The sequence below is a fragment of the Desulfatibacillum aliphaticivorans DSM 15576 genome (assembly GCF_000429905.1).
In the GTDB taxonomy this organism is placed as follows: domain Bacteria; phylum Desulfobacterota; class Desulfobacteria; order Desulfobacterales; family Desulfatibacillaceae; genus Desulfatibacillum; species Desulfatibacillum aliphaticivorans.
Map to the genome: position 1 here is coordinate 205,918 of NZ_AUCT01000001.1, position 25,126 is coordinate 231,043.

At 53.9% G+C, this 25,126-nt stretch carries 19 protein-coding genes; 12 read left to right on the plus strand and 7 right to left on the minus strand.

Going from position 1 to position 25,126, the window contains the following annotated elements:
* Positions 1-933 precede the first annotated feature (933 nt).
* Positions 934-2,094, plus strand: coding sequence for an IS4 family transposase (locus G491_RS28910; RefSeq protein ID WP_035217271.1), 1,161 nt, complete (start codon positions 934-936; stop codon positions 2,092-2,094).
* Between the two features lie 175 nt (positions 2,095-2,269).
* Here G491_RS28910 and G491_RS33155 read toward each other — a convergent pair whose 3' ends face one another.
* Both G491_RS33155 and G491_RS0100930 read right to left on the minus strand, forming a co-directional pair.
* The gene (locus G491_RS33155; protein ID WP_051326939.1) at positions 2,270-2,455 is read right to left on the minus strand and encodes a hypothetical protein; all 186 of its coding nucleotides are present in this window, start codon (positions 2,453-2,455) and stop codon (positions 2,270-2,272) included.
* A gap of 258 nt (positions 2,456-2,713) precedes the next feature.
* Complete coding sequence (locus tag G491_RS0100930) at positions 2,714-3,724, minus strand: transposase (RefSeq protein WP_028313249.1); 1,011 nt, start codon at positions 3,722-3,724, stop codon at positions 2,714-2,716.
* 286 nt (positions 3,725-4,010) lie between these two features.
* Between G491_RS0100930 and rfbA the strand changes: the two genes are divergently transcribed.
* The 6 genes from rfbA (at position 4,011) to G491_RS0100960 (ending at position 9,683) form a co-directional block, all read left to right on the plus strand.
* Complete coding sequence (gene rfbA, locus G491_RS0100935; RefSeq protein WP_028313250.1) at positions 4,011-4,886, plus strand: glucose-1-phosphate thymidylyltransferase RfbA; 876 nt, start codon at positions 4,011-4,013, stop codon at positions 4,884-4,886.
* Between the two features lie 11 nt (positions 4,887-4,897).
* A complete protein-coding gene (gene rfbC, locus G491_RS0100940) occupies positions 4,898-5,452 on the plus strand; it encodes a dTDP-4-dehydrorhamnose 3,5-epimerase (protein WP_028313251.1) in 555 nt (184 codons plus the stop codon).
* A 173-nt stretch (positions 5,453-5,625) separates the two neighbouring features.
* Positions 5,626-7,032, plus strand: coding sequence for a mannose-1-phosphate guanylyltransferase/mannose-6-phosphate isomerase (locus tag G491_RS0100945; protein WP_028313252.1), 1,407 nt, complete (start codon positions 5,626-5,628; stop codon positions 7,030-7,032).
* A gap of 60 nt (positions 7,033-7,092) precedes the next feature.
* Positions 7,093-8,100, plus strand: coding sequence for a glycosyl hydrolase family 18 protein (locus G491_RS0100950; RefSeq protein ID WP_028313253.1), 1,008 nt, complete (start codon positions 7,093-7,095; stop codon positions 8,098-8,100).
* Positions 8,101-8,175: 75 nt separating this feature from the next.
* A complete protein-coding gene (locus G491_RS0100955) occupies positions 8,176-9,024 on the plus strand; it encodes a lysophospholipid acyltransferase family protein (protein ID WP_028313254.1) in 849 nt (282 codons plus the stop codon).
* Positions 9,025-9,170: 146 nt separating this feature from the next.
* On the plus strand, positions 9,171-9,683 hold the full coding sequence (locus G491_RS0100960; RefSeq protein ID WP_248635289.1) for a CGGC domain-containing protein: 513 nt from the start codon (positions 9,171-9,173) through the stop codon (positions 9,681-9,683).
* Positions 9,684-9,781: 98 nt separating this feature from the next.
* Here G491_RS0100960 and G491_RS0100965 read toward each other — a convergent pair whose 3' ends face one another.
* From G491_RS0100965 to G491_RS28915, 3 genes are all read right to left on the minus strand, one after another.
* The gene (locus tag G491_RS0100965; RefSeq protein WP_169829371.1) at positions 9,782-11,602 is read right to left on the minus strand and encodes a C45 family peptidase; all 1,821 of its coding nucleotides are present in this window, start codon (positions 11,600-11,602) and stop codon (positions 9,782-9,784) included.
* Between the two features lie 123 nt (positions 11,603-11,725).
* On the minus strand, positions 11,726-12,739 hold the full coding sequence (gene amrS, locus G491_RS0100970; protein ID WP_028313256.1) for an AmmeMemoRadiSam system radical SAM enzyme: 1,014 nt from the start codon (positions 12,737-12,739) through the stop codon (positions 11,726-11,728).
* The gene (locus tag G491_RS28915; protein WP_168161166.1) at positions 12,696-13,502 is read right to left on the minus strand and encodes a class I SAM-dependent methyltransferase; all 807 of its coding nucleotides are present in this window, start codon (positions 13,500-13,502) and stop codon (positions 12,696-12,698) included. The genes amrS and G491_RS28915 overlap by 44 nt, the downstream gene beginning before the upstream one ends.
* 162 nt (positions 13,503-13,664) lie before the next feature.
* Between G491_RS28915 and G491_RS0100980 the strand changes: the two genes are divergently transcribed.
* A complete protein-coding gene (locus tag G491_RS0100980) occupies positions 13,665-14,147 on the plus strand; it encodes a single-stranded DNA-binding protein (RefSeq protein WP_012610632.1) in 483 nt (160 codons plus the stop codon).
* Positions 14,148-14,492: 345 nt separating this feature from the next.
* A complete protein-coding gene (locus G491_RS33160; protein ID WP_051326940.1) occupies positions 14,493-17,036 on the plus strand; it encodes a response regulator in 2,544 nt (847 codons plus the stop codon).
* Between the two features lie 13 nt (positions 17,037-17,049).
* On the opposite strand, the gene G491_RS33165 is transcribed toward G491_RS33160, so the two are convergent.
* Positions 17,050-19,656 (minus strand): PAS domain S-box protein, encoded by a 2,607-nt coding sequence (locus tag G491_RS33165; protein WP_169829372.1) that lies wholly within the window; start codon positions 19,654-19,656, stop codon positions 17,050-17,052.
* 496 nt (positions 19,657-20,152) lie between these two features.
* On the opposite strand from G491_RS33165, the gene G491_RS0101005 reads away from it, so the two are divergent.
* The 3 genes from G491_RS0101005 (at position 20,153) to G491_RS33170 (ending at position 22,871) form a co-directional block, all read left to right on the plus strand.
* Positions 20,153-21,037: an ABC transporter substrate-binding protein gene (locus G491_RS0101005; protein ID WP_012610635.1), complete on the plus strand. Its 885-nt coding sequence runs from the start codon at positions 20,153-20,155 to the stop codon at positions 21,035-21,037.
* Positions 21,038-21,165: 128 nt separating this feature from the next.
* Positions 21,166-21,861 carry an ABC transporter permease gene (locus tag G491_RS0101010; protein ID WP_012610636.1) on the plus strand — a complete coding sequence of 232 codons (696 nt, stop codon included), beginning with the start codon at positions 21,166-21,168 and terminating at the stop codon, positions 21,859-21,861.
* A complete protein-coding gene (locus tag G491_RS33170; protein WP_051326941.1) occupies positions 21,861-22,871 on the plus strand; it encodes an ABC transporter ATP-binding protein in 1,011 nt (336 codons plus the stop codon). Before G491_RS0101010 ends, G491_RS33170 begins: the two co-directional genes overlap by 1 nt.
* Before the next feature lie 5 nt (positions 22,872-22,876).
* On the opposite strand, the gene G491_RS0101020 is transcribed toward G491_RS33170, so the two are convergent.
* Positions 22,877-25,126 (minus strand): hypothetical protein, encoded by a 2,250-nt coding sequence (locus G491_RS0101020; RefSeq protein ID WP_028313258.1) that lies wholly within the window; start codon positions 25,124-25,126, stop codon positions 22,877-22,879.

A 25,126-nucleotide genomic window follows, 5' to 3' on the forward strand; every position in this document is an offset into this window, starting at 1 on the left:
GATCAAGTCCAGAATACCACACCCTTCAACCTGAAGTGAATTTAAAAAACATACGCTTTGACGCCTAGAAACAATAAAATGTTAGAATTATTGCTATCGCTGCGTAACAGGTGCAATCCAGGCGCCGGAACTAGTATTGACTCGCCGGAACACATGGACATGCGCTCCGCGTTGGTGCAGCCCCGCGGTCCCCGCGCAATGTAGTGGCGAGGTCTCCTCGCCCGTAGTTGCGCGGTTTCCGCAGTCGTAGTTTTTAGGGCGGCCCAGGCATGGCGGTTTGATGCCTGGGTGCGATGGCGCACAAGGAGCGGCCGGGACCGATAATTGGAATGGGGATGGACGGCGGGAAAAAAAGATTCTCCAAAACCGTTTTTGCATCGTTAATGATATGGCGCCCGGCATAACGCTTGAAATAGGTATCTTGCCCCTTCGAAATCAAGCTCTCTCTTTCTTGACGAAACGCCTCAAAGCCTTATCTTTTACATAAGGGTTCTTGGGTGTACGTGCCCGGTCTGACTGGCGAACGCTTCGAGTGAAAAACTACTGACCAATGCGCTCGGCCAGCAGTTCTTCACGGCGCTTTAGGAACCCTTTCCGCGTTTTACGCCATCAACAAGCCCGCTCTCCAAAGCGGGCTTTTCTTTTGCCCCCAAAACCCTATTTTAACCACGGATGGCACGGAAAACACGGAATCGAAAACTTCCGCGCCTCACACGGCTTGAAAGTCTTTTCAACGGGAGCAAGGCGACATTTTGTTCAACCGAAGAGTTCGTGGATAGCCTGCAACTTGGCTGAGTTGGCAATGTTTCCAATGCCTTTAACCAAAAGACATTACTGTCCGGTTAAGAGGTCAAAAAAAGAGGGTCTGAAGCTCCTTTTTATGTTATAATGTGTTCACCACAACGCACTAATAACAAAGGAAAAATCAGACCCATGAGTCATCATAGCACAATCCTCTCCCAACTGCTACAATCGATTGATAGACATGATTTTAACCGCATCGAAAAACAGGGCTTCCTTCCCGGCCGTTCTTATCGCAAGCTCACACGGTGGGGGCAATTTGTAGCCATGACTTTCTCTCATCTCACCCAAAGGACCAGTCTCAGAGACCTGGAAGGCCAGTTTGACGCCCATTCCTCCAAGCTCTACCATGCGGGAGCCGCACCGGTGAAGCGCTCCACGCTGGCAGACGCCAATAACCAGCGCCCCGCCGAGTTTTTTGAGGAGGTTTTTTACCACGTGGCGGCCAAATGCCAAAGCTATGCTCCTAAACACAAGTTTCGCTTTAAAAACCCGTTGTATTCCATGGACTCTTCCGTCGTGGATTTATGCCTGAACCTTTTTCCCTGGGCCAAGCACCGGTCCACCAAGGCGGGGATCAAAATCCATACGGTTTTAGACCACAGCGGCTATATCCCGGCCTTTGTCCGGATCACGGACGCCAAAACCTCGGATATTGAAATCGCCCGCACCTTATCGTTGCCCAAAGGCTCCATTCTGGTCGAGGACAGGGCTTATGTGGATTTCACTTGGTTCAAAAACTGGCACGAGAACAAACAGTTTTTCGTGACCCGCCTCAAAAAGAACATCAAATACAAAGTGCTTGAACGCCGGGATGTCCCGCAAAACAAAAGGATTACATCGGACCAGATCATTAAGCTGACAGGTAAAAAGGCTGCGGATTGCCCGAACCTTCGCCGTGTGGGCTATTGGGATGAAACCACCAAAAAGCATTACGTTTACCTGACCAACTTAACCAAACTGAGCGCCCGTACCATTGCTGATATTTACAAGGATCGGTGGCAGATTGAGCTGTTTTTCAAGTGGATCAAACAGAATCTGAGAATCAAATCCTTTTTGGGCAATAGCCGAAACGCCGTTCTAACCCAAATTTGGACGGCCATGATCTCGATGCTGATCCTGGCCTATTACAAATGGCGGGCAAAGATAGGAGCAACCCTAACTGAGATGCTCAAACTCCTACAACTTACGCTCATGGAGCGGAGAAATCTCTACGAACTCTTCGAACCGCCAGATCCAGGGGAAACACCCAGTACTCAGAACCAATTACCCTTGAATTTCAGTATCTTTTAACCGGACAGTAGTGACCAAAAGATAATGCCCCCCGCCTCGCCGCCATTTTTGTTCTGAAATCACCCTTAATCAAGCTAATTTCATTTGAAAATAAGTCCTGATTTCAATATGATATTGAGTTAGTGAATTAATCAGGGACGTCCCCCGGAACCATTTGCCTAAATCTCACTGAAATTCATAGAAGCCATTCAGGTTTTTTTTCTGGCATTCCGCTCCATCCCCAATCACTTAGAACTTCAATCATTATATTGCGATCATAATCAATTTCTTTTGGTTCCCGCATTATGGAAAATCCATATCCTTCATCAGCAACATCCTCCCAAATAGGCAAAATTTCCTGTGACTTGGTAAAAATCAGCATCCCATTCACTCCTCCAAAATTTTTCACCAATAAGTCCGCACTAACTCTATGACCACTTTTTAGTTTCAGAGAATACTTGGCGATAATTTCGAAGCCAAGATCTTCAGCAGCAATATTTCATTTTTCTATCAGTAAGTCATGATTCATATTACCTCCTGCGTAATACTACTTTTTTCCAGGAATATGATCCACTGGACCTACATGTCCGTGAAACCCAGACGTTCTTGGGGACGTCTCTCAAAAACTCAATAACTGACATCAGCCATCCATAATATCCCACCTGTTCTCTTTGACGATCTTCTCTCCGCGCTGCACTGCGTAGGCAATGGTGCTTGACCTCATGGACAAGTCGCGGGCCATTTGAATTTGGGCGACTCCCAGTTCTTTAACGGTCCAATAGCAATAGACTGCCCTTGCGTCGGGAATGGGCTTTCTTCGGGTCCCTGAAAGCACGGAATCAGGCGAAATTCCATAAAGAGACGCAACTCTGAGGAGAATCGCCCCTTTGTCAAGGCCCTTAGATTGCAGCACATACTTCCTGGAAAGATGCTCCTTGGCTTGCGCCAGAACTGCCTGGACGAAATCCCCGTCCCCCAGAATCCTCTGATCGCTCTTCTGGCGGTGTTCTTTAGACGGGAAAGCCTGCTTGACTGCCTCCCAACCTCCCATGCTTCGAATGAGGCCTCCGCCTGTCAGGTCCTCCCTCCTGCCCATGGATATCCCTGCTTCCACAAAGGCTTGGTAGTTCTTTCGCGCCTCACGGACGCTCTTTCCAAAGCCGCTTAAAACATAATCAACATCCTGCCAAGGATGCCGGTTTTTCCCCATTAGATTGCCATGGCCGCAATATGGGTGCAACGCCAGCTCGGACAACTTCTGCATCAAACCGGCCCGTACGGGATTCAAGTGAATATACCGCACCAGTTCTTTGAAATAGGCGTCTTCCTGACAAATTACCGATTTAAATCGGTTTTGGAACAACGGCCCATGACGGCCATAACGCCGGTTGATATACATGGCAAAACTGGTCATTAGCCGTTGCATCACATGAGAAATCCCGGCGACAGGGCTGCGCAGCAGGAAATGGGCGTGGTTTTCCATGAAAACCCAGGCGTAGCAGGCTGCACCTGTCTCCGGGAGAACGTCGCTTAACCGCTCCTCCAAGGCGTTGCGATCCTGATCATCGAAAAAAATCGGCTTACGCTCGATTCCCCGGATCATCACATGATGCAAAACGCCTGGGGCGTCTATTCGGGAAGACCTTGGCATTATCCTACTGTAACACACCTGAAAATATATGACAATATTATAAGTTACTGAGTTTTTGAGAGACGTCCCCTAAAAGTTGCAATATTATAAGTTACTGAGTTTTTGAGAGACGTCCCCTAAAAGTTCTGAGTTTTTGAGAGACGTCCCCTAAAAGTTGTAAAACCAAGCGGGCTTTTCTTTTCCCTCGCCAGTCTTGCAGGCGGGGATTCTCTGTGATAATAGTCAAATACTGGATTTCAGCCCCAGTTTATTCAGTCAACCCGCGGAATTTTGGAGAGAACCGTTCATGAAGGGGATTATCCTTGCCGGAGGGACCGGCGCCCGGCTTTACCCGCTCACCCAGGTGGTGTCCAAGCAGTTGCTGCCGGTTTACGACAAGCCCATGGTGTACTATCCCCTTTCGGTGCTTATGCTGGCGGGAATCAGGGAGATCCTCATTATTTCCACGCCCCAGGATCTGCCCTTGTTCAAAAAGCTGTTGGGCGGCGGCGGCAGGCTTGGCCTGTCCCTGACTTACACGGTGCAGGACCGGCCCGAAGGCTTGGCCCAGGCCTTTCTTTTGGGAGAATCCTTTATTGGAGACGGTTCCGTCTGCCTGATATTGGGAGACAACCTGTTTTACGGCCAGACCCTGACGCCTTTGCTGCGGGAGTCGGTGGAGTTGGAAAAGGGCGGAATCATCTTCGCCTATCCGGTGAAAAACCCGGAGGAATACGGCGTGGTGGAGTTCAACGCCCAGGGCATGGCCGTCAACATCGAGGAAAAGCCGGAGAAGCCCAAAAGTCAGTACGCCATTCCAGGGCTGTATTTTTATGACAACCGGGTTGTGGAGCTGACCCGGCGCCTGAAGCCCTCCCCCCGGGGGGAGTTGGAAATCACGGACCTGAACCGGCTGTATCTGGACAAAGGCGAATTAAAGGTGAAAGTCATGGGCCGGGGCATGGCCTGGCTGGACACCGGAACTCACGACACCCTGCAGCAGGCGTCCAATTACGTGCGCATCATCCAGGAACGCCAGGGGCTGAAAATCTCCTGCGTGGAGGAAATCGCCTATCGCATGGGCTTTATCAACGGGGAGCAGGTGGAGAAACTGGCCGCCCCGCTGCTTTCCAGCGGCTACGGCCAATATCTGCTCGACATGCTGGCCCAGGAAAAATACTGAAAACAGGCTTTATGAAAATACAGGAAACATCCCTTCCCGGAGTTTTGATCGTAGAACCCTCGGTCTTTTCCGACCACCGGGGCCTTTTTATGGAGACCTATCACAGCGACCGCTTTGCAGCCCACGGCCTGGACGTGAAGTTCGTCCAGGACAACCTATCCCTTTCCGGCGAAAACGTGCTGCGCGGCCTTCATTATCAGATAAAACACGTCCAGACCAAACTGGTCCAGGCCGTCCAGGGACGAATCTTTGACGTGGCCGTGGACGTCCGCAAGGGCTCGCCTTCCTTCGGCCAATGGACGGGCGCAGTCCTGGACGATGAAAGCCACAGGCAGATGTTCATCCCGGCCGGGTTCGCCCACGGGTTTTGCGTGCTCAGCAAGGAAGCCCGGGTCTGCTACAAATGCGACGCCCTTTACGCCCCCGGAGACGAAGGGACGCTCTTATGGTCCGACCCGGACGTAGGCGTTGAATGGCCCTTGTCCGATCCCATCCTGTCGGAAAAAGACCAGGCCGGACCCAGGCTTAAGGACATCCCCCCCAACCGTTTGCCTGTATACAAATAAGGACGCCCTGGCATTTCCTGCGTAATGCAAAGCCCCCATGGGAAAATTCGTCCGATTGTTGAACGCCGAACCGATTCAATAAGGATCGGATTGCATTCCCAATGCTTGATAGACTTTGCTCTCCGTGCTACATTGCGTTGTCTCGGCCTTTTTGGATCTTTACGGAGCACATCATGATATTACCGGTAATTTTGGCGGGAGGGTCCGGCACCCGGTTGTGGCCCTTGTCCCGATATCAATATCCCAAGCAATTGCTTGCCCTTTCCGGGGATAATTCCCTGCTGCAAAGGACGGCTTTGCGTCTTCAGGGATTGGAGGGGGCTGCCTCGCCCCTGGTGGTTTGCAATGAAAAGCACCGTTTTTTCGTGGCGGAGCAATTCCTGCAAATGGAAATCGATCCTTTTTCCATCGTCCTGGAGCCTGTGGGAAAAAACACGGCGCCGGCCGTAGCGGCCGCGGCCATAAAGGCTTTGGCCCTGGGCGAGGACCCGGTGCTTTTTGTGCTGCCGGCGGATCACCACATTCAGGACGCAGAAGGCTTTTTAAAATCCGCCAAGACCGGAGAGGCTCTGGCCGAACAAGGCCGCCTGATCACCTTCGGCGTAGTCCCTCACGCTCCGGAAACCGGATACGGTTACATCCGCAAAGGCGAGTCTTTCGCCGAAGGCGCGTTCATCCTGGATAAATTCGTGGAAAAGCCGGACCTGCCCACGGCGGAGCAATATCTGGCCTCCGGCGATTATCTCTGGAATTCGGGCATGTTCATGTTCAAGGCCTCGGTGGTGCTGGAGGAACTGAAAAAGCATGCGCCTGAAATTGTCCAGGCCTGCAAGCAGGCCGTGGAGGAAGGCCGGGAGGACCTGGACTTTTTCCGTCTGGACGCCAAGGCCTTCGGCCAGTCGCCGTCCATTTCCATTGACTATGCGGTCATGGAAAAGACGTCTCAGGGCGTGGTCCTGCCCTTGGAAATCGGATGGGACGACCTGGGTTCCTGGGAATCCTTGTGGCAGACCGGAGAAAAGGACGAAAACAGCAACGTGCTGGTGGGCGACGTCACCACGGTGGACGTAACCAACTCCTATCTGCACGCCACAAAGCGTATGCTGGCGGCCGTGGGCGTTTCGGATCTGGTGGTGGTGGAGACGGCGGACGCCATCCTGGTGGCCAACCGGGACAAGGTGCAGAACGTCAAGCACATTGTGGAGGAGCTGAGAAAACGGCAGCGGGAGGAAGCGGTCAGCCACAGAAAGGTGTACCGCCCCTGGGGATCGTACGAAAGCATTGAGGTTTCCAACCGCTTTCAGGTCAAATTGATTACGGTCAAGCCCGGCGCCAAGCTTTCGCTCCAGAAGCATTTTCATCGCGCCGAACATTGGGTGGTGGTGAGCGGCACGGCCATCGCCAGCCGTGACGGCGAGGAAATCACCCTTCATGAAGACCAGTCTACGTATATTCCCTTGGGCGTGGTGCATCGGCTGGAAAATCCGGGAAAAATCCCCCTGGAATTGATCGAGGTCCAGTCCGGCGCCTACCTGGGTGAAGACGATATAGTCCGTCTGGATGACGTGTACGGCCGATAACAGGCCGATAACCGGCGGAAATTCTCCGGAAGACGCATAGAGCGAGGTGGTTGCAGTTTCATGTTAAGGGTACTTTCCCGCATTCTGATTACGTGCCTGGCCTTAGCCGGCCTGGCCACGGCCGCGTATACCCTTTGGACCCCGGGCGCCCGCGAGGTTCGGGGGATTCACGACCTTGGCGCCAACGGCATGTGGCTGAGCCACGGCTGGATAGGCGACGACGGCTGGTTTTCCAAATACAGGAAAAAGGCCGCCCTGTATCGCGATCCGGAACGCATCCAGGAACTTGCCGTAAAACTGCAAAAATATCATATTAGGGACGTATACCCCCATCTCTGCCCCACCGAACCCGACGGGACGATCCCTCCCGTGGACGAAGCCCAGACGGAACTGCTGCTGGACCATTTTCAAGGCATTCGCGTTATGCCCTGGATCGGCGGAATTCTGGACACCCATTGCTTTTTGGAATCCCCGGAGTGGCGGGACGCTTTTTGCCGGTCGGCAATCGCCCTGCTGAAAGAACATCCCCGGCTGGCCGGACTGCACGTCAACATCGAGCCCATGCCTTCGGGCAATCGGGACTTTGTCCTGCTGCTTGAAACCCTGAAAAAACGCATGCCGCCGGGAAAGGTTTTGTCCATAGCAGCCTACCCGCCCACCACCTGGCTGCAGCCGGTCATCTCCTTACACTGGAGCGAGGAGTATTACCGGGCGATCTCAAAACCGGTGGATCAAATGGCCGTCATGACCTACGATTCGGCCGCGCCCATGCCCAAAATCTACGAACACCTTATGGCCGGCTGGACCCGGGAAATCCTGTCATGGGCCGAGGATTCGGACGTGCTATTGGGAATTCCGGTTTACGACGACACCGGGGTGTTGTACCATAGCCCCCGGGTGGAAAACATCAAAACGGCGCTGTCCGGCATTCATGCGGGGCTGCTGTCATCAGAGCGGCTTCCGGCCAATTACAAGGGGACGGCCATTTATTGCGAATGGGAGATGGACGACTGGGAGTGGGAGTATTATAGGGAGCATTTTCTGTCCAAGTCCGCCAATTTGCAATAGTCCGCCACGAGCGGCCATTAGGCCGCCGCCGAAAACGCGCCGTAAAATCAGCATGGACAATCCTGCGAGGCCTTGATGAATAAATCGCTGAAAAGGGCGCTGGGCGTAAACTCCCTGGCGCGGGCCGCGAAAAAGCGGTTGGAGGGGGATTATCACGTAGACGAATGGGGCATGGACGAAGGGATTCGTCAATCCTTCTGGCCCATCCTGGATTTTTTCTACAGCCGCTACTTCCGGGTTACGGCGTCGGGCATTGAGAACATCCCGGATCAGGGAAGAGCTTTGCTGGCCGCCAATCACGGCGGCGCGGTGCCTTTTGACGGCGCCATGGTTATGGCGGCCATCATGCGTGAGCATCCCAACCCCAGGCTGCCCAAAACCCTTCACGTGGACATGCTGAGCAACTGGCCGTGGGCCAATTATCTGGTCTCCCGGCTGGGCGGCGTGCAGGCCATGCCGGAAAATGCGGAAAAGCTCCTGGAAAGCGACTGCCTCACCCTGGTTTTTCCCGAAGGCGGCAAGGGCCTGGGCAAGCCTTTCGCCAAAAGATACCAGATGCAGCGTTTTGGCCGGGGCGGATTCGTCAAGGTGGCGCTCAAGACCCAATCGCCCATCATCCCGGTTTCCATCGTGGGGGCCGAAGAAATCTATCCCATGCTGTACGACGTCAAGCCCCTGGCGAAAATGCTGGGGCTTCCCTGGGCGCCCATCACCTTTACCTGGCCGTGGCTGGGGCCTTTAGGCGCCCTGCCCTTGCCCAGCAAATGGTTCATCGACTTTGGAAAGCCCATCCCAATTCCGGACATGAAATACAGACCCTCGGAGGAGCCCTTGCTGGTCAGCCGCATCACCGCCCAGGTCCGGGACCACATCCAAAAGACGGTCAACCGCCTTTTGGTCCAAAGGGAAAAGGTGTTTTTTTAGAGAAGCGGACGCCAAGGGAATGCGGGACGAGGAAGTCCCTGCCGTTTTGCCGTCCATGGAGGAACGCGGCGTTTGACAAGGCTCGCCGCCTCAAACGTCCACCCGATTTTTGCCCACAGACTCGTCAAAACTCTGGACACATTCTCTTGGATTTGAAAATATACGGAAACTGTCCCAATAGTTTTTCCGTATATCAATGTAAAGGAGACCTTATGAAAGAAACAAAAAAAATTGGAATACTTATTTGCGACCGCTATCGCAGATGCGCCGGGGGAAAATGTTTCAGATCTCTTAAAAATCGCGAAGGCGCCTTCAGCAAATACAAAGGCATGGAAGTGGAAGTCGTCGGATACAGCAGTTGCGACGGGTGTCCCGGGGGCAACATCGAATATGCGGTGGACGAAATGAAGGCAAACGGAGCAGATGTAATTCATCTGGCCACCGGCTTGGTTGTCGGGTATCCGCCTTGTCCACATATCGTTTATTTTCATGACTATATTGAAGCCAAGTATGGCCTGGAGGTTGTATACGGCACCCATCCCATACCGGAAAAATATTTGCAAATGCATGAAAAGCTGGAAACATGGAACAGCGATGAATGGCAGGCTATTATCCAGCCGACATTGAATGATGAAAAGATGCGCCTGGCATACAACTAAGGCATACCGGGCTCCCAATAATATTTTCCGGGACGCGGCGGCATGGAAGAATCCATTCGTTGAGAGGAGGCGTTTGTAATCCTTGGACGTAAAAGGCGTTAGTACCTGGTCTCCGCCTTTTTTTGCAGGATGTACAGGGCGGTTTCCATGTCCAGTTCACCGTTAACGCCGTTGTTCTCAAAATTTTGAACATCGTACCCGGCCAGGGCCTGGAGGCAGAGGACGGCGTCGTCCAGGTCCAACAGGCCGGAGGCGTTGATATCCCCCTTTAAAGGATTGTACAAGCCGATTTCCTCCAAATAGGGTTTGTCCGCATGGGCGTTATAGATGGGGGGAGTATACAGGTAAAGGCGCCCCTCCACGGGTTGAATCACCATGGACTCCACCGTGGCGACGGCAATGACCAACCCAGTGCCCTCGGCCAAAATCGGGTCGGTTTCATTTTCCTGGTCGGTCATCATGGCCGCTATATCGGCGACAGCGGCGGCCCTTCCCGGGTGAGCCTGGGTGTTAGGCAGGAATTTGGCCAACGCCACAAACCGCTCCCATTTTTCGGCCGTGCTGAACCCCAATTCCTCTTCCATAATCGGATAGTATCCGTTGCGGTCAAAATCTTCGCTATAGAAGCCTTCATTATAAGTCCCGGGCCAGTAATCCCCGGCGTAATCGGACTCGCGGTTGCAATACTCCCAGCAATTGGTTTGCGGCTCGGCCAAGGTGCAGTCGTCCGGTTGATCCGCGTCATAGGCGTAACAGGTTTCATTTATGTAGTCGCAGGCGTGATCCATGGAATAGTAACCATATTCGGCTATGTCGGCGACATCCAAAGCGCCCGAGAAGCAGCCGGAAGGACAGAGCTCGCAGGGATAAGGCAGGCCGGGGGGCAGGACGAATCGGCTTGTGACGGCGACCATGTTTCTCCGGCCTCCCCAGGAAACCGTGGTGGGATACAAGTCGGCCTCCCATCCCCGAAGTCTGCCGGGAAGGGATTCCTCATTATTCACGGTCTTGCCGCAAGGATGCTCCTGGATCATGACCTTATTGGAATCGGCGAGGAGCAGGCTATGGCTAAAATGGTACTTATGATCCTTGGTGTAGCCGTGGATGCCTTCGTCCCCCCCCTGGGCTCCGATTTCGTCCAGGTTTTCCAGGGCGTAGCGAAGGTCGAAAAGAATGGACCTGCGGCCGGTTTCCAGAAAGGGGACGCCGGACAGGCTGGAACCGATAACGGCGCCGAAAAGACCGTCGCTTCGTAAACCGGTGATCGTCCCGGCCATACCCATATAGCCGATATTGACGAAGGAATAGGAATCGCCCTGGTAAATGGTGACGGCTTGCAGCTTAAGGGTGTCTGTAGTGACATAGGGCAAATCCAGATTTCTTCCAATTATGGGATTGCCTGTGTCCGAATAATCTCCGTAAACCCCGAATCCCGAGCAAGACACCGGTTGAAGCGCGTCGTAAAGAAACTGATATAGAATGAACTCGTTTGCAGACAACGCCCCGTCGCCTAAAACGTCATCCGCCGTCAAATCCAACTGGGAGGCCAGGCCCTGCATCTCCTCCTGGTATCGTTGGTCAACCTTTGAGCCGGACTGCATATCCGCGACAAGTTCCGGGATATGATCGCCGCTGGCCTTGGAGTTCATGAGGTCGTCAAAAAGGCCCTGGGCGTTCAGGTTCAGGCTGTAATAGCCGTTGTACAGGCCCACCAGGACCTCCAGGCTTCCGGCCAACAGGCTGTCCACCAGAACCGGAAAGTCGGGCTCCTGCTCCAGAATTTGGGCGCCAAGGTCCTGGCCGACCTCCTGGGAAGTCCTGTCTCCCGAGGCGTCGACGCGAAAAATATGCGGCGCAGCCCCCCCCGACCCGATAAGCAAAAAGAAAAATATAGACGCACTGATGCAAACAGCTTTCAATTGGAATCCAAGGCGCATGATTAGGCAAGACCTTTCCGGTAAGAAAACGAACAGAAGATAAACTCCCTCCAAGTTTATAGTCGTTTTTTCCCGGTGGAAAGTGACAATTCCTCTTTAATCAATTTACTTCCATATCCCATGGGCCGGAGTTTGGCAATTGGGGCATGCTCCGTCCACAAGTTCGTTCCTTTGAATGACGTACCCCATCCGGTCAATCAACAATTGCCCGCAATGATGGCAAAAAGTGCTTTCTCCGCCCTGACCTGGGATGTTCCCGGTATACACGTAGTGCAGCCCGGCCTTGCGGCCGATTTCAAAAGCCTCAAACAGCGTGGAAGGCGGCGTGGAGTTCCTGTCCGTCAGTTCGTACATGGGATGAAACCGGCTGACATGCCAGGGAGTCTGCGGCCCCAGCGATTCAGAAATGAATCCGGCGAGCCGGCGCAGTTGGTCCGGATCGTCATTGAGGCCGGGGATAACCAGGGTGGTTACTTCCAGAAAAATTCCGGCCTCGTTCATGCATTTCAGGGAGTCCAGAACGTTTTCCAGCTTCGCCCCGCACATTTCTTTGTAAAACTCAGGGGAGAAAGCCTTTAAATCCACATTGGCGGCGTCCAGGTACGGGGCGATCATCTCCACCGCCTCGGGGGACTCGTATCCGTTGGTCACAAATACGTTGCGGATGCCCTCCTGCCTGGCGAGCTTGGCCGTATCGTAGGCGTACTCAAAATAAATCGTGGGCTCCGTGTAGGTGTAGGCAATGGTTTGGCAGCCGGTTTTTTTTGCCTGGGCCACCACCTGGTCCGGCGGGAAAGGCCGTCCCATGATTTTCCCGTTATGGTCCCGGGGCATTTGGGCGATGTTATGGTTCTGGCAAAACCGGCATTTAAAGTTGCACCCTACGGTGGCAATGGAAAAAGACCGCGACCCGGGAAGCACGTGGAACAAGGGCTTTTTTTCAATGGGATCGTCGCTGGCGGCAATGGCCTGGGCGTAAACCAGGGTATACAACTCCCCGTCCCGGTTCTCCCGGACTCCGCAAATTCCTCTTTTGCCTTCTGGAATAATGCACTGATGGCGGCAAAGGTTGCACTTAACCCTGGAGTTCTCCATGGGTTGGAAAAGATATGCCTTCATGATTGCAAACCCCCGGGTAATCTCGATAGCAGGCCAGAAGTTTTTCCTTGCGGGAAGGCTCGACCCTCAGAGGGAGGGGCCTTGTCCTGAATTTGGGATTGAGTACGACTATCATGCCGCAAAAAGCCCCTGTGGGCGCTCGCTGTACGATGGGGGACTGCTCCAGTTGCAAGGATCTCTGGCCGTAGACTCCGGGCAATTGGCAGGTGGTTCTCCACCGGATCGGCGCGTCCCCCGCCACGGAGCGGATCAGGGACTTCATTTCCCAGACCGAAAAGAACTGGGCTTTGTTGTAAACCGTTGCGGAAAAAAGGCCTTTAAGCCTGCGCTGCAGGCCTTTGATGGCGTAGCGGTTGAGAAACCCCACAAACAACTGATCTTTGGCTACCCGGCAGGCCTCTTCCAGGCATGCTTTGGGATCTTCCACGAACTCCAGGGTGGTGACCAGGGAGGCGACGTCAAAGCTGTTGTCGTCAAAGTCCAGGCTCTCCCCCAAGCCGGGATGGAGATCCACCCGGTTCCCCAGACGCTCCCTGGCTTTTTCCAGCATGGGTATGGAGGGGTCCAGGCCGGTGCAATTAAACCCCTGGCGCAAAAAAAGCTCCAAAGACCAACCTGTTCCGCACCCGATATCCAGCAGCCTGCGCCCCTGCCCCTTACCGAGCATACGGGTCATGAGACGCATTTCCAATTGCGCTGCGGCCCTTCTGGAAGGGTCGAAAAGCCAGTCGTCGTAACTGGCGGCGTCTTGAATTTCGAACACGTATCCCATACCATAAATAATAGGGCATGATGCCTGATTTTTCAACTATTAATCATTGAAGGCGCCTTTTTCGGGAAGTGCTTGACACACGCCCCGGCAACCGATACTTTCATGCCTTAATAAATCATCCGAATGAACTTCAAGCAAAAAGGGAGACGTTGAATGGCGGGATTGAATAAAGTAATGCTTATCGGCAACTTAGGCAGAGACCCTGAAATCCGTTACACCGCCAGCGGCCTGGCCATTGCAAATATCAACCTGGCGACCACCGAAAGGTTCAAAGGCGAAGACAGGACCGAGTGGCACCGGGTCGTGGTCTTTGATAAACTGGCGGAGATCTGCGGCCAATACCTCACAAAAGGCAAGCAGGTTTATTTTGAAGGGCGCCTCCAGACCAAGGAGTGGACCGACAAGGAGGGCAACAAAAGATGGACCACCGAGATTATCGCCAATAATATGGTCATGCTCGGAGGACGCGGGGAAGGACAAGGCCCTTCCAATTATCAGCCCAGGCCGGCCCAAAGGCCCGCCCCCCAAAACAACGGATATCAAAACAACGGCCCTGCGGACGGAGGCTACCAGGATGATATGCCCGGACCTTCCTACGACCAGGGCGGTATGGACGATGACGACATCCCCTTCTAAAGAGACGCATCTGCGGGACGTGCCGCCTTCCGACCATTGATCTATAAAACACAAGCCCTGAAGACGCTTTACATAGCGCTTTCAGGGCTTTTTATTGCCAGGCGGTATTCTCCCTGTGGGGGTTGCGTTTTTTTTTGACCCAAGCCGAAAAAGCATGTAGGCTGCGTTGTATGCGCGCCTTATGTGAATAGCGTTCAGTCCATATATTCTCTATGGCGCCCGTTTGGGCCAATAATTTTATATTCAATATTTTTGAAAATTGTTCCGATAAGGACAACTGCGTCCATAGAATCCTCCGATAGGCGCGACTTATTAAGTAGCTGTAATTTAAGGATCATTTTCTATATGAAACATGCTTTTAGATGGCAATACACCATCTTTTTTATTGGCATTATCCTGTTATATCTTTTTAACATCTTTCTGTTCAGCAATGCGGGACACGCAGATGTTGACCAGCCTGCATACCCGGAAGCGTTGTCATTAACCCAGGCTGAAAAAGACTGGCTCGCCCGGCACCGTAAAATCCGCGTGGCCGGACCCCGGAATTTTCCTCCCTTTTATTTTTACGAGGACGCCCCGGAGCCCAAAGGCGTAACGGCGGACATCATGCGGGCCGTGGCCGGGACGCTGGGGGTGGAGGTTGAGGTTATCCCGGACATTCCATGGCCCCAGGTTTTGGAAATGGCGAAAAACCGTGAGGTGGACTGGATACCCTGCGCTGCAGTCTCTGAGCCAAGAAAGGCCTTTTGGAGCTTTACCGATCCATTTATGTCCTTCCCCATGCTCATCATTGCGACTCCGGACACCGGTTTTATCGGCGGCATCCATGATCTGAACGGCAAAAAGTTGTCCGGTGTGAAAAACATCGCCTGGAGGGACTGGCTGGCGAAGGCGGGCGTTTCGTACGAATGGATTCCGGCCGCCACCCCTTTGGACTCGCTTCGCATGGTGAGCGAAGGCAAGGCCGACGCCACCATCGAAAACCTGGCGACTTCGGTGTACAATATAGATAGGTACGGGCTTTCCAACCTCAAGGTGGCGGCCCCCACGGCCTATGAAGCGTACAGCCTGCATTTCGCCGTGCGAAACGATTGGCCCGAACTCCAATCCATCCTGAACAAGGCGCTGGCGGCCATGCCCAAGGAGCAAAAAAACGAAATCAAGGGAAAATGGTTATCCTTGCGTTATGAGCACGGGATTCGGCTGCAGGACATTCTGATATGGGGGGCGGGCATCGGCGCATCCCTGATTTTGATTATTGGCTTGATCCTGGCTTGGAACAGGCGGCTGGGTTGTGAAATCGCCTTAAGAGAGGCCACGGAGCGCGATCTGCACACCTCTTTGAGCATCCTGCATGAAACCCTTGAACAGGCACCAATGGCCATTGAAATTCTTAAGAAGGTGGACGGCCGGACACAGCTGCTCATTGAGAATCAGGAGTCCCAGAAAATCAAAGACGCACTTTGTTGCCTGGGCGACGGGGAGGATGAATTTGCTCTTGAGGACTGTTTTGAATTGGAGTTTCGGGATATTGCATCAAGCACTCCCATCTCCTTTTCCATGCTGCCGGCGCAAAGGGCCTTTGCCGGAGAGACCGTGGAAAATGAGCGCATCATGGCCATTGGCCGGGACCGGCGCCAGGTTCCTTTGGAAGTGAGCGCCTCGCCTGTTTATGGGAAAAATGGGGAAATAGAGGCGGTCTTCAGCGCATTTTCAGATATTTCTCTGCGCCTGCAACTGGAGGAGGACCAGATGCAGTCTCAGAAAATGGAGGCCATAGGCACTTTGGCGGGAGGAATCGCCCACGATTTCAACAATATTCTCAGCATTATGATAGGCAACGCCGAATTGGCCGCCGTGGATGCGCCGACGTGGAGCCCCACTTACGCCAAGCTAAACGAAATCAAATCGGCCGGCATGCGGGCGCGCAATCTGGTCAGGCGCCTTCTGAGCTTCTCGCGAAATACGCCCTTATCCAAGCAGCCCGTGCTCTTGTCATCCATCGTAAACGAGTCAGTGGGCCTCTTGCAGGCAACCTTGGCCGCCAATATTAAAATTCGCTGCACCGGCCTGGAAAACGAGGGGATAATCCTGGCGGACGCCACTCAGCTTCATCAGGTCTTGATCAACCTGTGCACCAACGCCGCCCACGCCATGGAGGAGGAAGGCGGGATGCTTGATATCAGCGTGAAATCCGTGGAGCTGAATGATGATGACGCCGCCCGGAACCTTAATCTGGAAGCCGGCTCATACATTCGGCTGGAAGTTGCGGATACGGGAACCGGCATGAGCAAGGAAACGGCGGATCGCATCTTCGATCCTTATTTCACCACCAAGGGATTAGGCAAAGGAACGGGTTTGGGCTTATCGGTGGTGCATGGGATTGTCCGCTCCTGCTCCGGCGCCATTGAAGTGGATACCGCCCCCAATCAAGGAACCCGGATCTCCATTCTTTTTCCGGCCTCGGATCAGGCCCTCCCGGAGCCGGAGCCCGCGCCCGGGCTTCCGGAAGGGGGGACGGAGAGAGTGCTCGTGGTGGATGACGAGCCCCAGATTATTGAAATGAACACCCTGATGTTGGAGAAATTCGGATATCAGGTCACTTCGTTTACGGACAGCCGGGAGGCGATTAAAAGATTTCTGGAATCTCCCGACGATTTCGATGTGATAATAACCGATATGGCCATGCCCACTCTTTCGGGCGATTTATTGGCCCAGAAAGCCAGGGCTGTCAGACCCGACATTCCCATCATCATTTGTACGGGTTTTTCTGAAAAGGTGCAAAAGCTGAGGGAGTTGGACCTGGGCGGGGTCACTTATCTCCGGAAGCCCATATCCATGAACGAATTGGCTGCTGAGGTCAAAAGATCCCTGCAAAAAGCGGCGTAGAAAGCCCAGGCGGCTATACGCTCCGGGTGCGGTCCAGGCTCTGGCGAACAATCCGGGCCAGCTGATTTTGCTCCAAAGGCTTCATCATGCGCACCCACGAGGATGACTGATCCGCATCCTCGCCGCCGTCGCCGTCCGACTCGCTGTAACCGGAAATCAGGATAATCGGCATGTCTTGACGCTCCTTACGAATGCGTTGGGCCAGCACTTCCCCGGTCAGGCCGGGCATGGTGAGATCTGTAAGGATGAGATCCACGCCGTTGGGGTCCTGCTGAAAAACCCCCCAGGCGGTCAAGCCGTCCGGCGCTTCCATGACATCATAGCCAAGGCGCTCCAGAGCCCTTCTCGTGACCTTTCTCACCGCGGATTCATCATCCACCAGCAAAATGCGTTCTCCGTTTCCCAAAACCTTTTCATGGGATTCAGGAGCCTTGACTTCCTGACGGGAGGCCGGGGCGGCCGGCAATAGTATGTCGAACCGGGCGCCTTTTCCCGGCTGGCTGAAAACCTGAATGACGCCTCCGTGCTTCTCCACCATGGCGTGCGTGACGGCCAGGCCCATTCCCGTGCCCTCCCCCACCGGCTTTGTGGTGAAATAGGGGTCGAAAATCCGATCCATCACTTCCTGGGGCATTCCCTCCCCGGTGTCGATCACGCTGAATCGCATGTACGGTCCTGAGTCGGGGGGAAGCCCTGGAATCACCTCCCGGGGTGAAGGCTGAAACCGTTCCAGCCGCAACTCCAAAACCCCTCCCCTGGAAGCCATGGCCTGATAGGCGTTGGTGCACAGGTTAAGCACCATCTGGTGCAGTTGGGCCCTGTCTCCAATAACAAAGCCGGCGTTGTCTTCCAGGTGGGTTTCTATCCGAATTGTGGAAGGCAGAACCCCTTTGATGAAAGTAATGACGTCATCCATTATGGGGCGCGGGTCCTGGGGATGCAAAGACTCTTTGGCCACGTGGGAAAAGGCCAGAATCTGCTTAACCAGCTCCTTGGCCCGATGGGTGGCTGTGAGAATGCCCTCCAACTCCTCTCGCACCGGGCTGTCCTCCGGCACGTCTTCCAGGGCCATTTCCGCGTATCCCATGATGGGATAGAGGATATTATTGAAATTGTGAGCTATGCCTCCGGCCAGGGTCCCGACGGCCTCCATTTTTTGAGACCGGCGCAGATCGGTTTCCAGCCGGAGCTTCTCCTCTTCGCTCTTGCGGCGCCCCGTCACGTCCATGAGCGTCCCCTGGACGCCCATGATCACGTCATTTTTTCGAGCCGGCCGGTTGGAGGAATACACCCAGCGGACCTCTCCGGTTTTGTCCAACACCCGAAATTCATGGGACCAAGCGTATCCGGCCAGAACATCCCGAAAACGCTTGGCCACTTCTTCCAGATCAGCCGGATGAACGAGCCGATTGAAGTCTCTCCCCAATAACTCCTCGGGATGATATCCCATCAAGGTTCTGATCCTGGGATTGATGTAAGTAAGGCTCCCTTTTTCATCCAGAGAGTAGACCACTTCATTGATGTTCTCCACCAGGTCGCGATATTTTTCCTCGCTCTCCCGGAGCAGCATCTCTTTTTCCTTGGCGTAGGTGAGGTCCGTAGCCAGGCAGACGATGCCCGTTACATCGCCGTTGTCATCTTTAATAACGGACCGCGACATGCTGACAGGCAGGGAGTCTCCCCCTCTGGTTCGTAAATTGATCTCCCGGTTTCTGAAATTGCTTCCATGGACGATATCGTTCCGGAGGCCTTCCACCATCTGGTCTTCATGCAAAAATTGGCTGATATGCCGCCCCACCATCTCTCCTTGGCGCATTCCAAGCATATCCATGGCCTGCTCATTGGCGATGGCCAGTACGCCGTCCTGATCCAAAAGCATCAATCCGCTGGGCATGTTGGAAACAATGCTCTCGGCGGCCAGAGACGGGGTCAGATCCAGAAAACGGTACCGGGACATGGCGTAAACAATGCCGCAGCAAAAAATAAGCATGAATATGCTTTCCAGCTCGGGAACGGAAGTGGCGCCAAAAACAATGCTTAGCGTCGTATTGATGGTGATTGGAATGGCGGAAAGCAGCAATGAGATAAAAACAATCCGGGCCTGGGTCTTGCGGGGCCCCGAATGAGGCCTTTTGGCGTATTGGCAGCTTATAACCAATAGGCTCGCAATGCACACCATTTCGTACAACAAAAACAAATACGCCCAAAGCGTGTCGCCGAACACTCCGTACCACCCAAAAGGCTGCAGCTCGTGCCTGACCACAATGTTCCCGGTAAACTGCTGATAGAGCAGCATCCCGGGCAACGCTACGAATATCGCCCAAAACCATTTGGTCCGAAAAATCCACTCCCGCCCGGTAAAGGCCAAAACAAAACACAGACCCGCCCCTGGGGCGAATATCCATCCAATGGCGTTGACGCTGGATAAAATCGGTTGAAGCTCCGCGGTGGAAAGAGGGTGATGCTTGAACGCCATCCCTCCGTTCCAGATGCTGAAGCATACGATGAGTATGGAGCACCACCGCCCCGTCCAGGAACGAAAGTCCTTGCCGGTGACATGCACGGCCAAAACCAAACCAAACGCCATGGATAATATGTGCAAGGACGACAAAAAGGTCATGAACGCTCTCAAAAATGCCGCAACAAAACCCTGAATGGGGCGGGGAGTCGGTTTAAATTTGAATACGGCTATTGAACTATAACACGCTGTCATACGAGTCAAGGGAGCTTACGCATCCTCCATGAAATTCAGGCAATTATGCAATATCATAACATTATTTAAAAGCACATAATTGTATCATGTATCAAATTTTCCCAGGTCTCAGCACAAAAAAAAGAAATGTCGGCGCTCTCTCGTCCTTTTGCCGGCTTCCCGGATGCTTTTTCTGAGGCAGGGTCTCATTCGCAGCCCTTAAATGAAGTGTTTTTCCTAAGAAGGCCTGCAAAAGGCGGCATTTACACTCCATATAAGTTAATTCTTGTTATTTTTACCCCCTTAAGGTAATTAAAAAAACTTCTTGATAAAAATATTAACAAAAAGATACAAATACCTATTATCGTTCGGCTCCAGTACCTGGGGTTATCGTCATTTTCATAAAGAAAGGGAGACTTATCAAATGAAACGCATTGCCACTCTGTTTGTGATCGCCTTGCTTTGCCTTTGCCTGGCGCCGTCAGCTTTCGCCGGCGACAAGGTCATCAAAATGTCCACAACCACCAGCACCCAGGCCTCCGGGCTGCTGGACATCCTGCTTCCTGCGTTGGAAAAGGACACGGGCATTCAGGTGAAAGTGATCGCCAAGGGAACGGGCGCAGCCATCCGCGACGGAATGGACGGCAACGTGGACGTTATCTTCGTGCACGCCAAATCCCGCGAAGAAGCCTTTGTTGCTGAAGGTTACGGGACCAAGCGCTACGCCGTCATGCACAACGATTTCGTGATTTTGGGCCCCGCCTCCGACCCCGCCGGGATCAAAGGCGACGCCAGCGCCGCCGACGCCTTGAAAAAGATCGCCCTGGCGAAAGCCTTGTTCGTGTCCCGCGGCGACGATTCCGGAACGCATACCAAGGAGCAGGCGCTGTGGCAGGCCACGGGTTTGCAGCTTGAAGAAAAAACCCAGACCATTGTCAAAAAAGGCAAGGAGGTTTCCGTAACCGCCGTGCAGCCCAATGGCGACTGGTACAACTCCATTGGCCAGGGCATGGGCAAAGCCCTTACTTTTGCGGAAGAAAAGGCCGGATACGTCATCAGCGACAGGGGCACGTATCTCAAGTACAAATTCGGAAGGGACCAGGGCCTGAACCTGGAAGTGCTTTGCGAAGGGGATCCTTTGCTTTTCAACCCCTACGGGGTCATTCCCATCAACCCCGAAAAGTTCCCCCATGTTAAATACGACCTGGCCAAGCAATTCGCCGAATGGCTGGTTTCCGCCCGTGGACAGAAGCTCATCAACGACTACCGCCTGGTGGGACGTCCTCTGTTCATTGGAGACGCCAAATAGAAGATTTTAATAAGGGAAAGGCCCGGAATGCTTTCCGGCCTTTCCCTGTTTTAATCTCGATTCATCCGCCTTAGTATGTTACCAACTCAAAAGGACTGCTTTCTGACCCTAAAGAACTTTGGATAACCGTGGACTTACTGATTGACAGCTTTTGGTCGGCCTTGCTGCTGCTGGCCAGCGCCGATGAGGAATTATTGAAAATCGTCAAGGTTTCTTTGACGGTTTCCGGCTTTTCCACGCTTATCGCGGCTGTTACGGGAGTCCCGCTGGGCTTTTGGGTCGCCTTCGGCCGATTTCGAGGGCAAGGCATGGTCACCACAATCCTTCACACCTTGCTCGCCTTGCCCACGGTGGTTGTGGGCCTGTTCGTCTACGCTTTTATTTCCCGCCGGGGAATTCTCGGCCCGCTGGACCTTTTATACAGCCAGCAGGCCATGATTATCGGGCAGTCCATCCTCATTATTCCGGTCGTAGCCGCCTTTACCATCACCGCTGTTAAAAAAGTGGATAAACGCTACAGCCAAACCGCCATGACCCTGGGGGCCAACCGGTTTCAGACGGCCATGGTTGTCGCCATGGAGGCCAGGTACGGAATCATGGCGGCGATCACGGCGGCGTTCGGCCGGGTGATCGCCGAAGTGGGCGTGTCCATGATGCTCGGCGGAAACATCAAAGGCTTCACCCGCACCATGACCACCGCCATGGCCCTGGAGTACGACAAAGGGGAGTTCATCCTGGCCGTGGCCTTGGGGCTGGTGCTTTTAACCATAGCTTTTGGGTTGAATTTCGCCCTTAATCTTTTTCAGTCGCGGGTGCGGGCTTGATGATTTACTCCATCAGGGGAATGACCAAAATTTTCGGAGGCAGGACTGTCCTGGACGTGGAATCCCTGGATATTCCCAAGGGCAAAATCACCGCCCTGCTGGGCCCCAATGGCGCCGGCAAGACCACCCTGCTGTCCATCCTCGCCTTTTTAAGCCGGCCCGCCAGCGGCTCCCTGGCCTATGACTCCCGGGAAGTGCGTTTTACGGAATCCCATATGCATCCCCTGCGCCGGGAAGTGGTGTTGATGAACCAACACCCCATCATGTTTTCCCAGACGGTATATAAAAATATGGAGTTCGGGCTTAAGCTGCGCAAGGTCGGCAAGGAGGAGCGCAGGAAAATCATCCGGGAAAACCTGAAGCTGGTGGGCTTGGACCATTTTGAGCAGGCGCGGGCTCACAAGCTGTCCGGCGGGGAGACGCAACGGATCGCCATAGCCAGGGCGCTCGCCCTGTCGCCCAGGGTGATATTATGCGATGAGCCCTTGGCCAGCGTGGACTCCCAAAATCAGGCGATCATTGTCAGTCTGCTCAGGCAAATCAATAAAGAGAGGGGCATCACGGTCATCTTCACCAGTCATGACGCGGTCTGGGCCAGAAACCTGGCCCACGAGACGGTGTATCTGGATGGAGGCAAGCCGGTAGACTCCGTGCTGGAAAACATTCTTTCGGGCAATGCAGCCAGGACGGAAGCCGGGGAGGTCTGGTTCGCCTCCGGAGACGGCACAAGGCTCCCCTTGCCCGAAGGCATTGAGGGGCAAGTCCGGGTGTCTTTGGACCCTTCCGCCCTGAAAATCAACCATTCCAGCGCCCCAGGGCAGGGAGACGGGCTTTCAGGGCGCGTCCATCAGATCAGCCGGGAAAAAAACGGGATACGCATCGTGGTGGACGCAGGCGCCCTGATTTCGGTCATCATGCCGGAGAAAGAGTACAAGGCCATGGCGCCCGGCATCGGGGATAAGGTGCAAGTGGCCATTCCACCCAATGCCGTAAAAATCCTCAACGGCTGAATTCCTTATTCCTCCTCCTCGTCCTCTTCCCAAAACAGGGCGTCCGACCCCGGCTGCCGGTTTAAATTAATCAAGCACAGCCGAAGCCCCATGCGATCCTTCCAGGAAATCACTTGGTCATCCCGATCTCCTTCCAAATAGTCCTTATACTTCTTCCGGATAGCCTGCCGGGATGCGCCGCAACACTCTAAAAACTCCTCCAGCGATTGAATAAGACATAAGCAACCTCCAATGGAGTACAGTCCCACGAACCGGGGGACCCGGACGGCGGCCTTTTCCGCCTCGTTGATATAGGCCAGGGCTAGTTTGACGCCGCCCACCGAAAGGACCGGCGCCATGTCATGCAAAAATGCGGCCACGGAATATAATGAATACGGCGTGATTGACGCTAATTGAGATGCAGTTCCATAGGACGCCACCAATGGCTGAACGCGGTGCATGAGAAATCGTCCGTCCTCCGGATCCACCCAGCCATGAAAAACAAATAGATCCCATGCGTTCTGCAGGTAAATCCCTTGTTCGTCCATCAAAACGCCGTCGGGAGGAGGCGCCGGATTTTTCTCCACAATCTCCAACAAAGACTTCACATGAATCATCCAAAAGATGGATTGAGCGCCTTTGCCCGTGGGGGAGGCCACAACGCCCTTTTCATAGCAGGCCAGGCATTTTTTAAGAGAGTCGAGCACATCTTCCAGGCAGACCCGCTCCCGGCCTTTTCCCTCCCACAAAGAAGACAGATCCCGCAAGGCCCTGGCCAGGTGTATCCTCCCCACCTTGCCGTAAAACTCCTCGTCGTCTATAAAGCAATGCTCTTCGACATACCTGGCTTCCTGCAGAGCCCTGTCAAAGTATAAATCCGACACGGCTGTTTTGGAAGCGTGTTTCATGCCAAGGAAAAAGCAGGAGGAGATGCGCATGGATCGGGCGATGATGTTGGCCGGTTCGACAGCCAGCAGGGTGGAAAGGACCTCGTTCGCTTCCTGAAACATCCGCCTTAAAAACAAGGCCTTGAAAACTTCCAATATGACAAAGGAGTTCTGGGGGTATCTTTTGATAGCGGTCAGGACGCGGAAGGAAGGGGCGTTTGCATGATCCGCCGTATACAGGGCCTCTTGAAAGGCTTGAAATTGCTCCTTTTTCCCGGGAATCACATCCGGCTCGTGGAGCTGGGGGACGAGTTTAAAAAAAGACGGCCAAAAACCTTTTACTTCCCAAAGAGGATCCGCCTCGTCCTGAAGATTTAAGCCCATGGGCCCTTGGCTGAAAACCACCTTAACCTCGGCCATACGAGCGCACAACCTCCCGAAATCATTTACCAGTATGCCTGCCCCTACGAAAGAGGACGCCGCCGATAACAGTTTCACGCTGGTTTCCATCGCGTCGAAATTTCCTGCGCATATCAGAACGCCCAAACGCACATCCGGCTCGTGATAATCCGACAGCAGCCACCGGACTGTGGCCTGGTGGGACAGGGACAAGGCCTCGGTGACGGCTTTTCCGAACAGCCTGGGCTCACGGGACGGCCCGGGCGATTTGGGGATGTCCATGGAGATAATGCGTTCAAAACGCACCGCTTTTCGAGGGTCCAGATGGTGAAACCGGAGATACTTCAGGCTCTCCAACAACTCCTTATGCAGCCAGTCCATCATCCGTTTGTCCGACGCAATCAAACTCAGCCGGACGCCTTCGGTCTCAGGAACCGGAGCAGGGGCGGTTTCATCCAAGGGGAGGGCCGAAAAGGTGTTGTAATCCCAAGGCAAGGCCTGGGCGGCCCGCAACCCGATCCAAAAACATAACAGCCTGATGAAGTTGCGTTTTTTGGGGGTATTGAGGCTGAAATGGGCCTTGAGCCGGCTGACCATGGACTCCTGAACCGGCGCCATGCCGAGCCTTTTGGCAACCTCATTGAGACTCTCAACCAGGGCGGAGGCGGACCCCACCCCGGTATGGTCCCACAGTATCCTAAGAAACCCTGCAAAGCCAAGATCCGAGGGTATGGGCTCAACCTGCCTCCTATCCCTCTCCGCCCCCTCCCGAGCCAGAAATCTTTGAAAGGCAGCCTCCTTATTCATGGGAATGTCCGGGTAATCCGAAACCAGGAAGCCCTGTGAGTCGGCGATCTCCAGGATTTTCGCCAGAGCGCCCGGTGAAACTTTCAAGTCATTTTCCTTGAAATTCCGAAAATCCTTGGGGGAAGGAAAGGCGCGGGAAAAGGCTTCGCGGACATTTTCCGTACTTTGATCAAAATGGGGCAT

Coding starts and splice junctions, on each gene's coding strand:
- rfbC (WP_028313251.1), top strand. CDS start 4,898: ATGAAAATACAGGAAACATCCCTTCCCGGAGTTTTGATCGTAGAACCC.
- G491_RS0101005 (WP_012610635.1), top strand. CDS start 20,153: ATGAAACGCATTGCCACTCTGTTTGTGATCGCCTTGCTTTGCCTTTGC.
- amrS (WP_028313256.1), bottom strand. CDS start 12,739: ATGAAGGCATATCTTTTCCAACCCATGGAGAACTCCAGGGTTAAGTGC.
- G491_RS0100980 (WP_012610632.1), top strand. CDS start 13,665: ATGGCGGGATTGAATAAAGTAATGCTTATCGGCAACTTAGGCAGAGAC.
- rfbA (WP_028313250.1), top strand. CDS start 4,011: ATGAAGGGGATTATCCTTGCCGGAGGGACCGGCGCCCGGCTTTACCCG.
- G491_RS0100955 (WP_028313254.1), top strand. CDS start 8,176: ATGAATAAATCGCTGAAAAGGGCGCTGGGCGTAAACTCCCTGGCGCGG.
- G491_RS0100950 (WP_028313253.1), top strand. CDS start 7,093: ATGTTAAGGGTACTTTCCCGCATTCTGATTACGTGCCTGGCCTTAGCC.
- G491_RS33165 (WP_169829372.1), bottom strand. CDS start 19,656: ATGACCTTTTTGTCGTCCTTGCACATATTATCCATGGCGTTTGGTTTG.
- G491_RS33155 (WP_051326939.1), bottom strand. CDS start 2,455: ATGCTGATTTTTACCAAGTCACAGGAAATTTTGCCTATTTGGGAGGAT.
- G491_RS0100945 (WP_028313252.1), top strand. CDS start 5,626: ATGATATTACCGGTAATTTTGGCGGGAGGGTCCGGCACCCGGTTGTGG.
- G491_RS0100930 (WP_028313249.1), bottom strand. CDS start 3,724: ATGCCAAGGTCTTCCCGAATAGACGCCCCAGGCGTTTTGCATCATGTG.
- G491_RS33170 (WP_051326941.1), top strand. CDS start 21,861: ATGATTTACTCCATCAGGGGAATGACCAAAATTTTCGGAGGCAGGACT.
- G491_RS33160 (WP_051326940.1), top strand. CDS start 14,493: ATGAAACATGCTTTTAGATGGCAATACACCATCTTTTTTATTGGCATT.
- G491_RS28910 (WP_035217271.1), top strand. CDS start 934: ATGAGTCATCATAGCACAATCCTCTCCCAACTGCTACAATCGATTGAT.
- G491_RS0101020 (WP_028313258.1), bottom strand. CDS start 25,126: ATGCCCCATTTTGATCAAAGTACGGAAAATGTCCGCGAAGCCTTTTCC.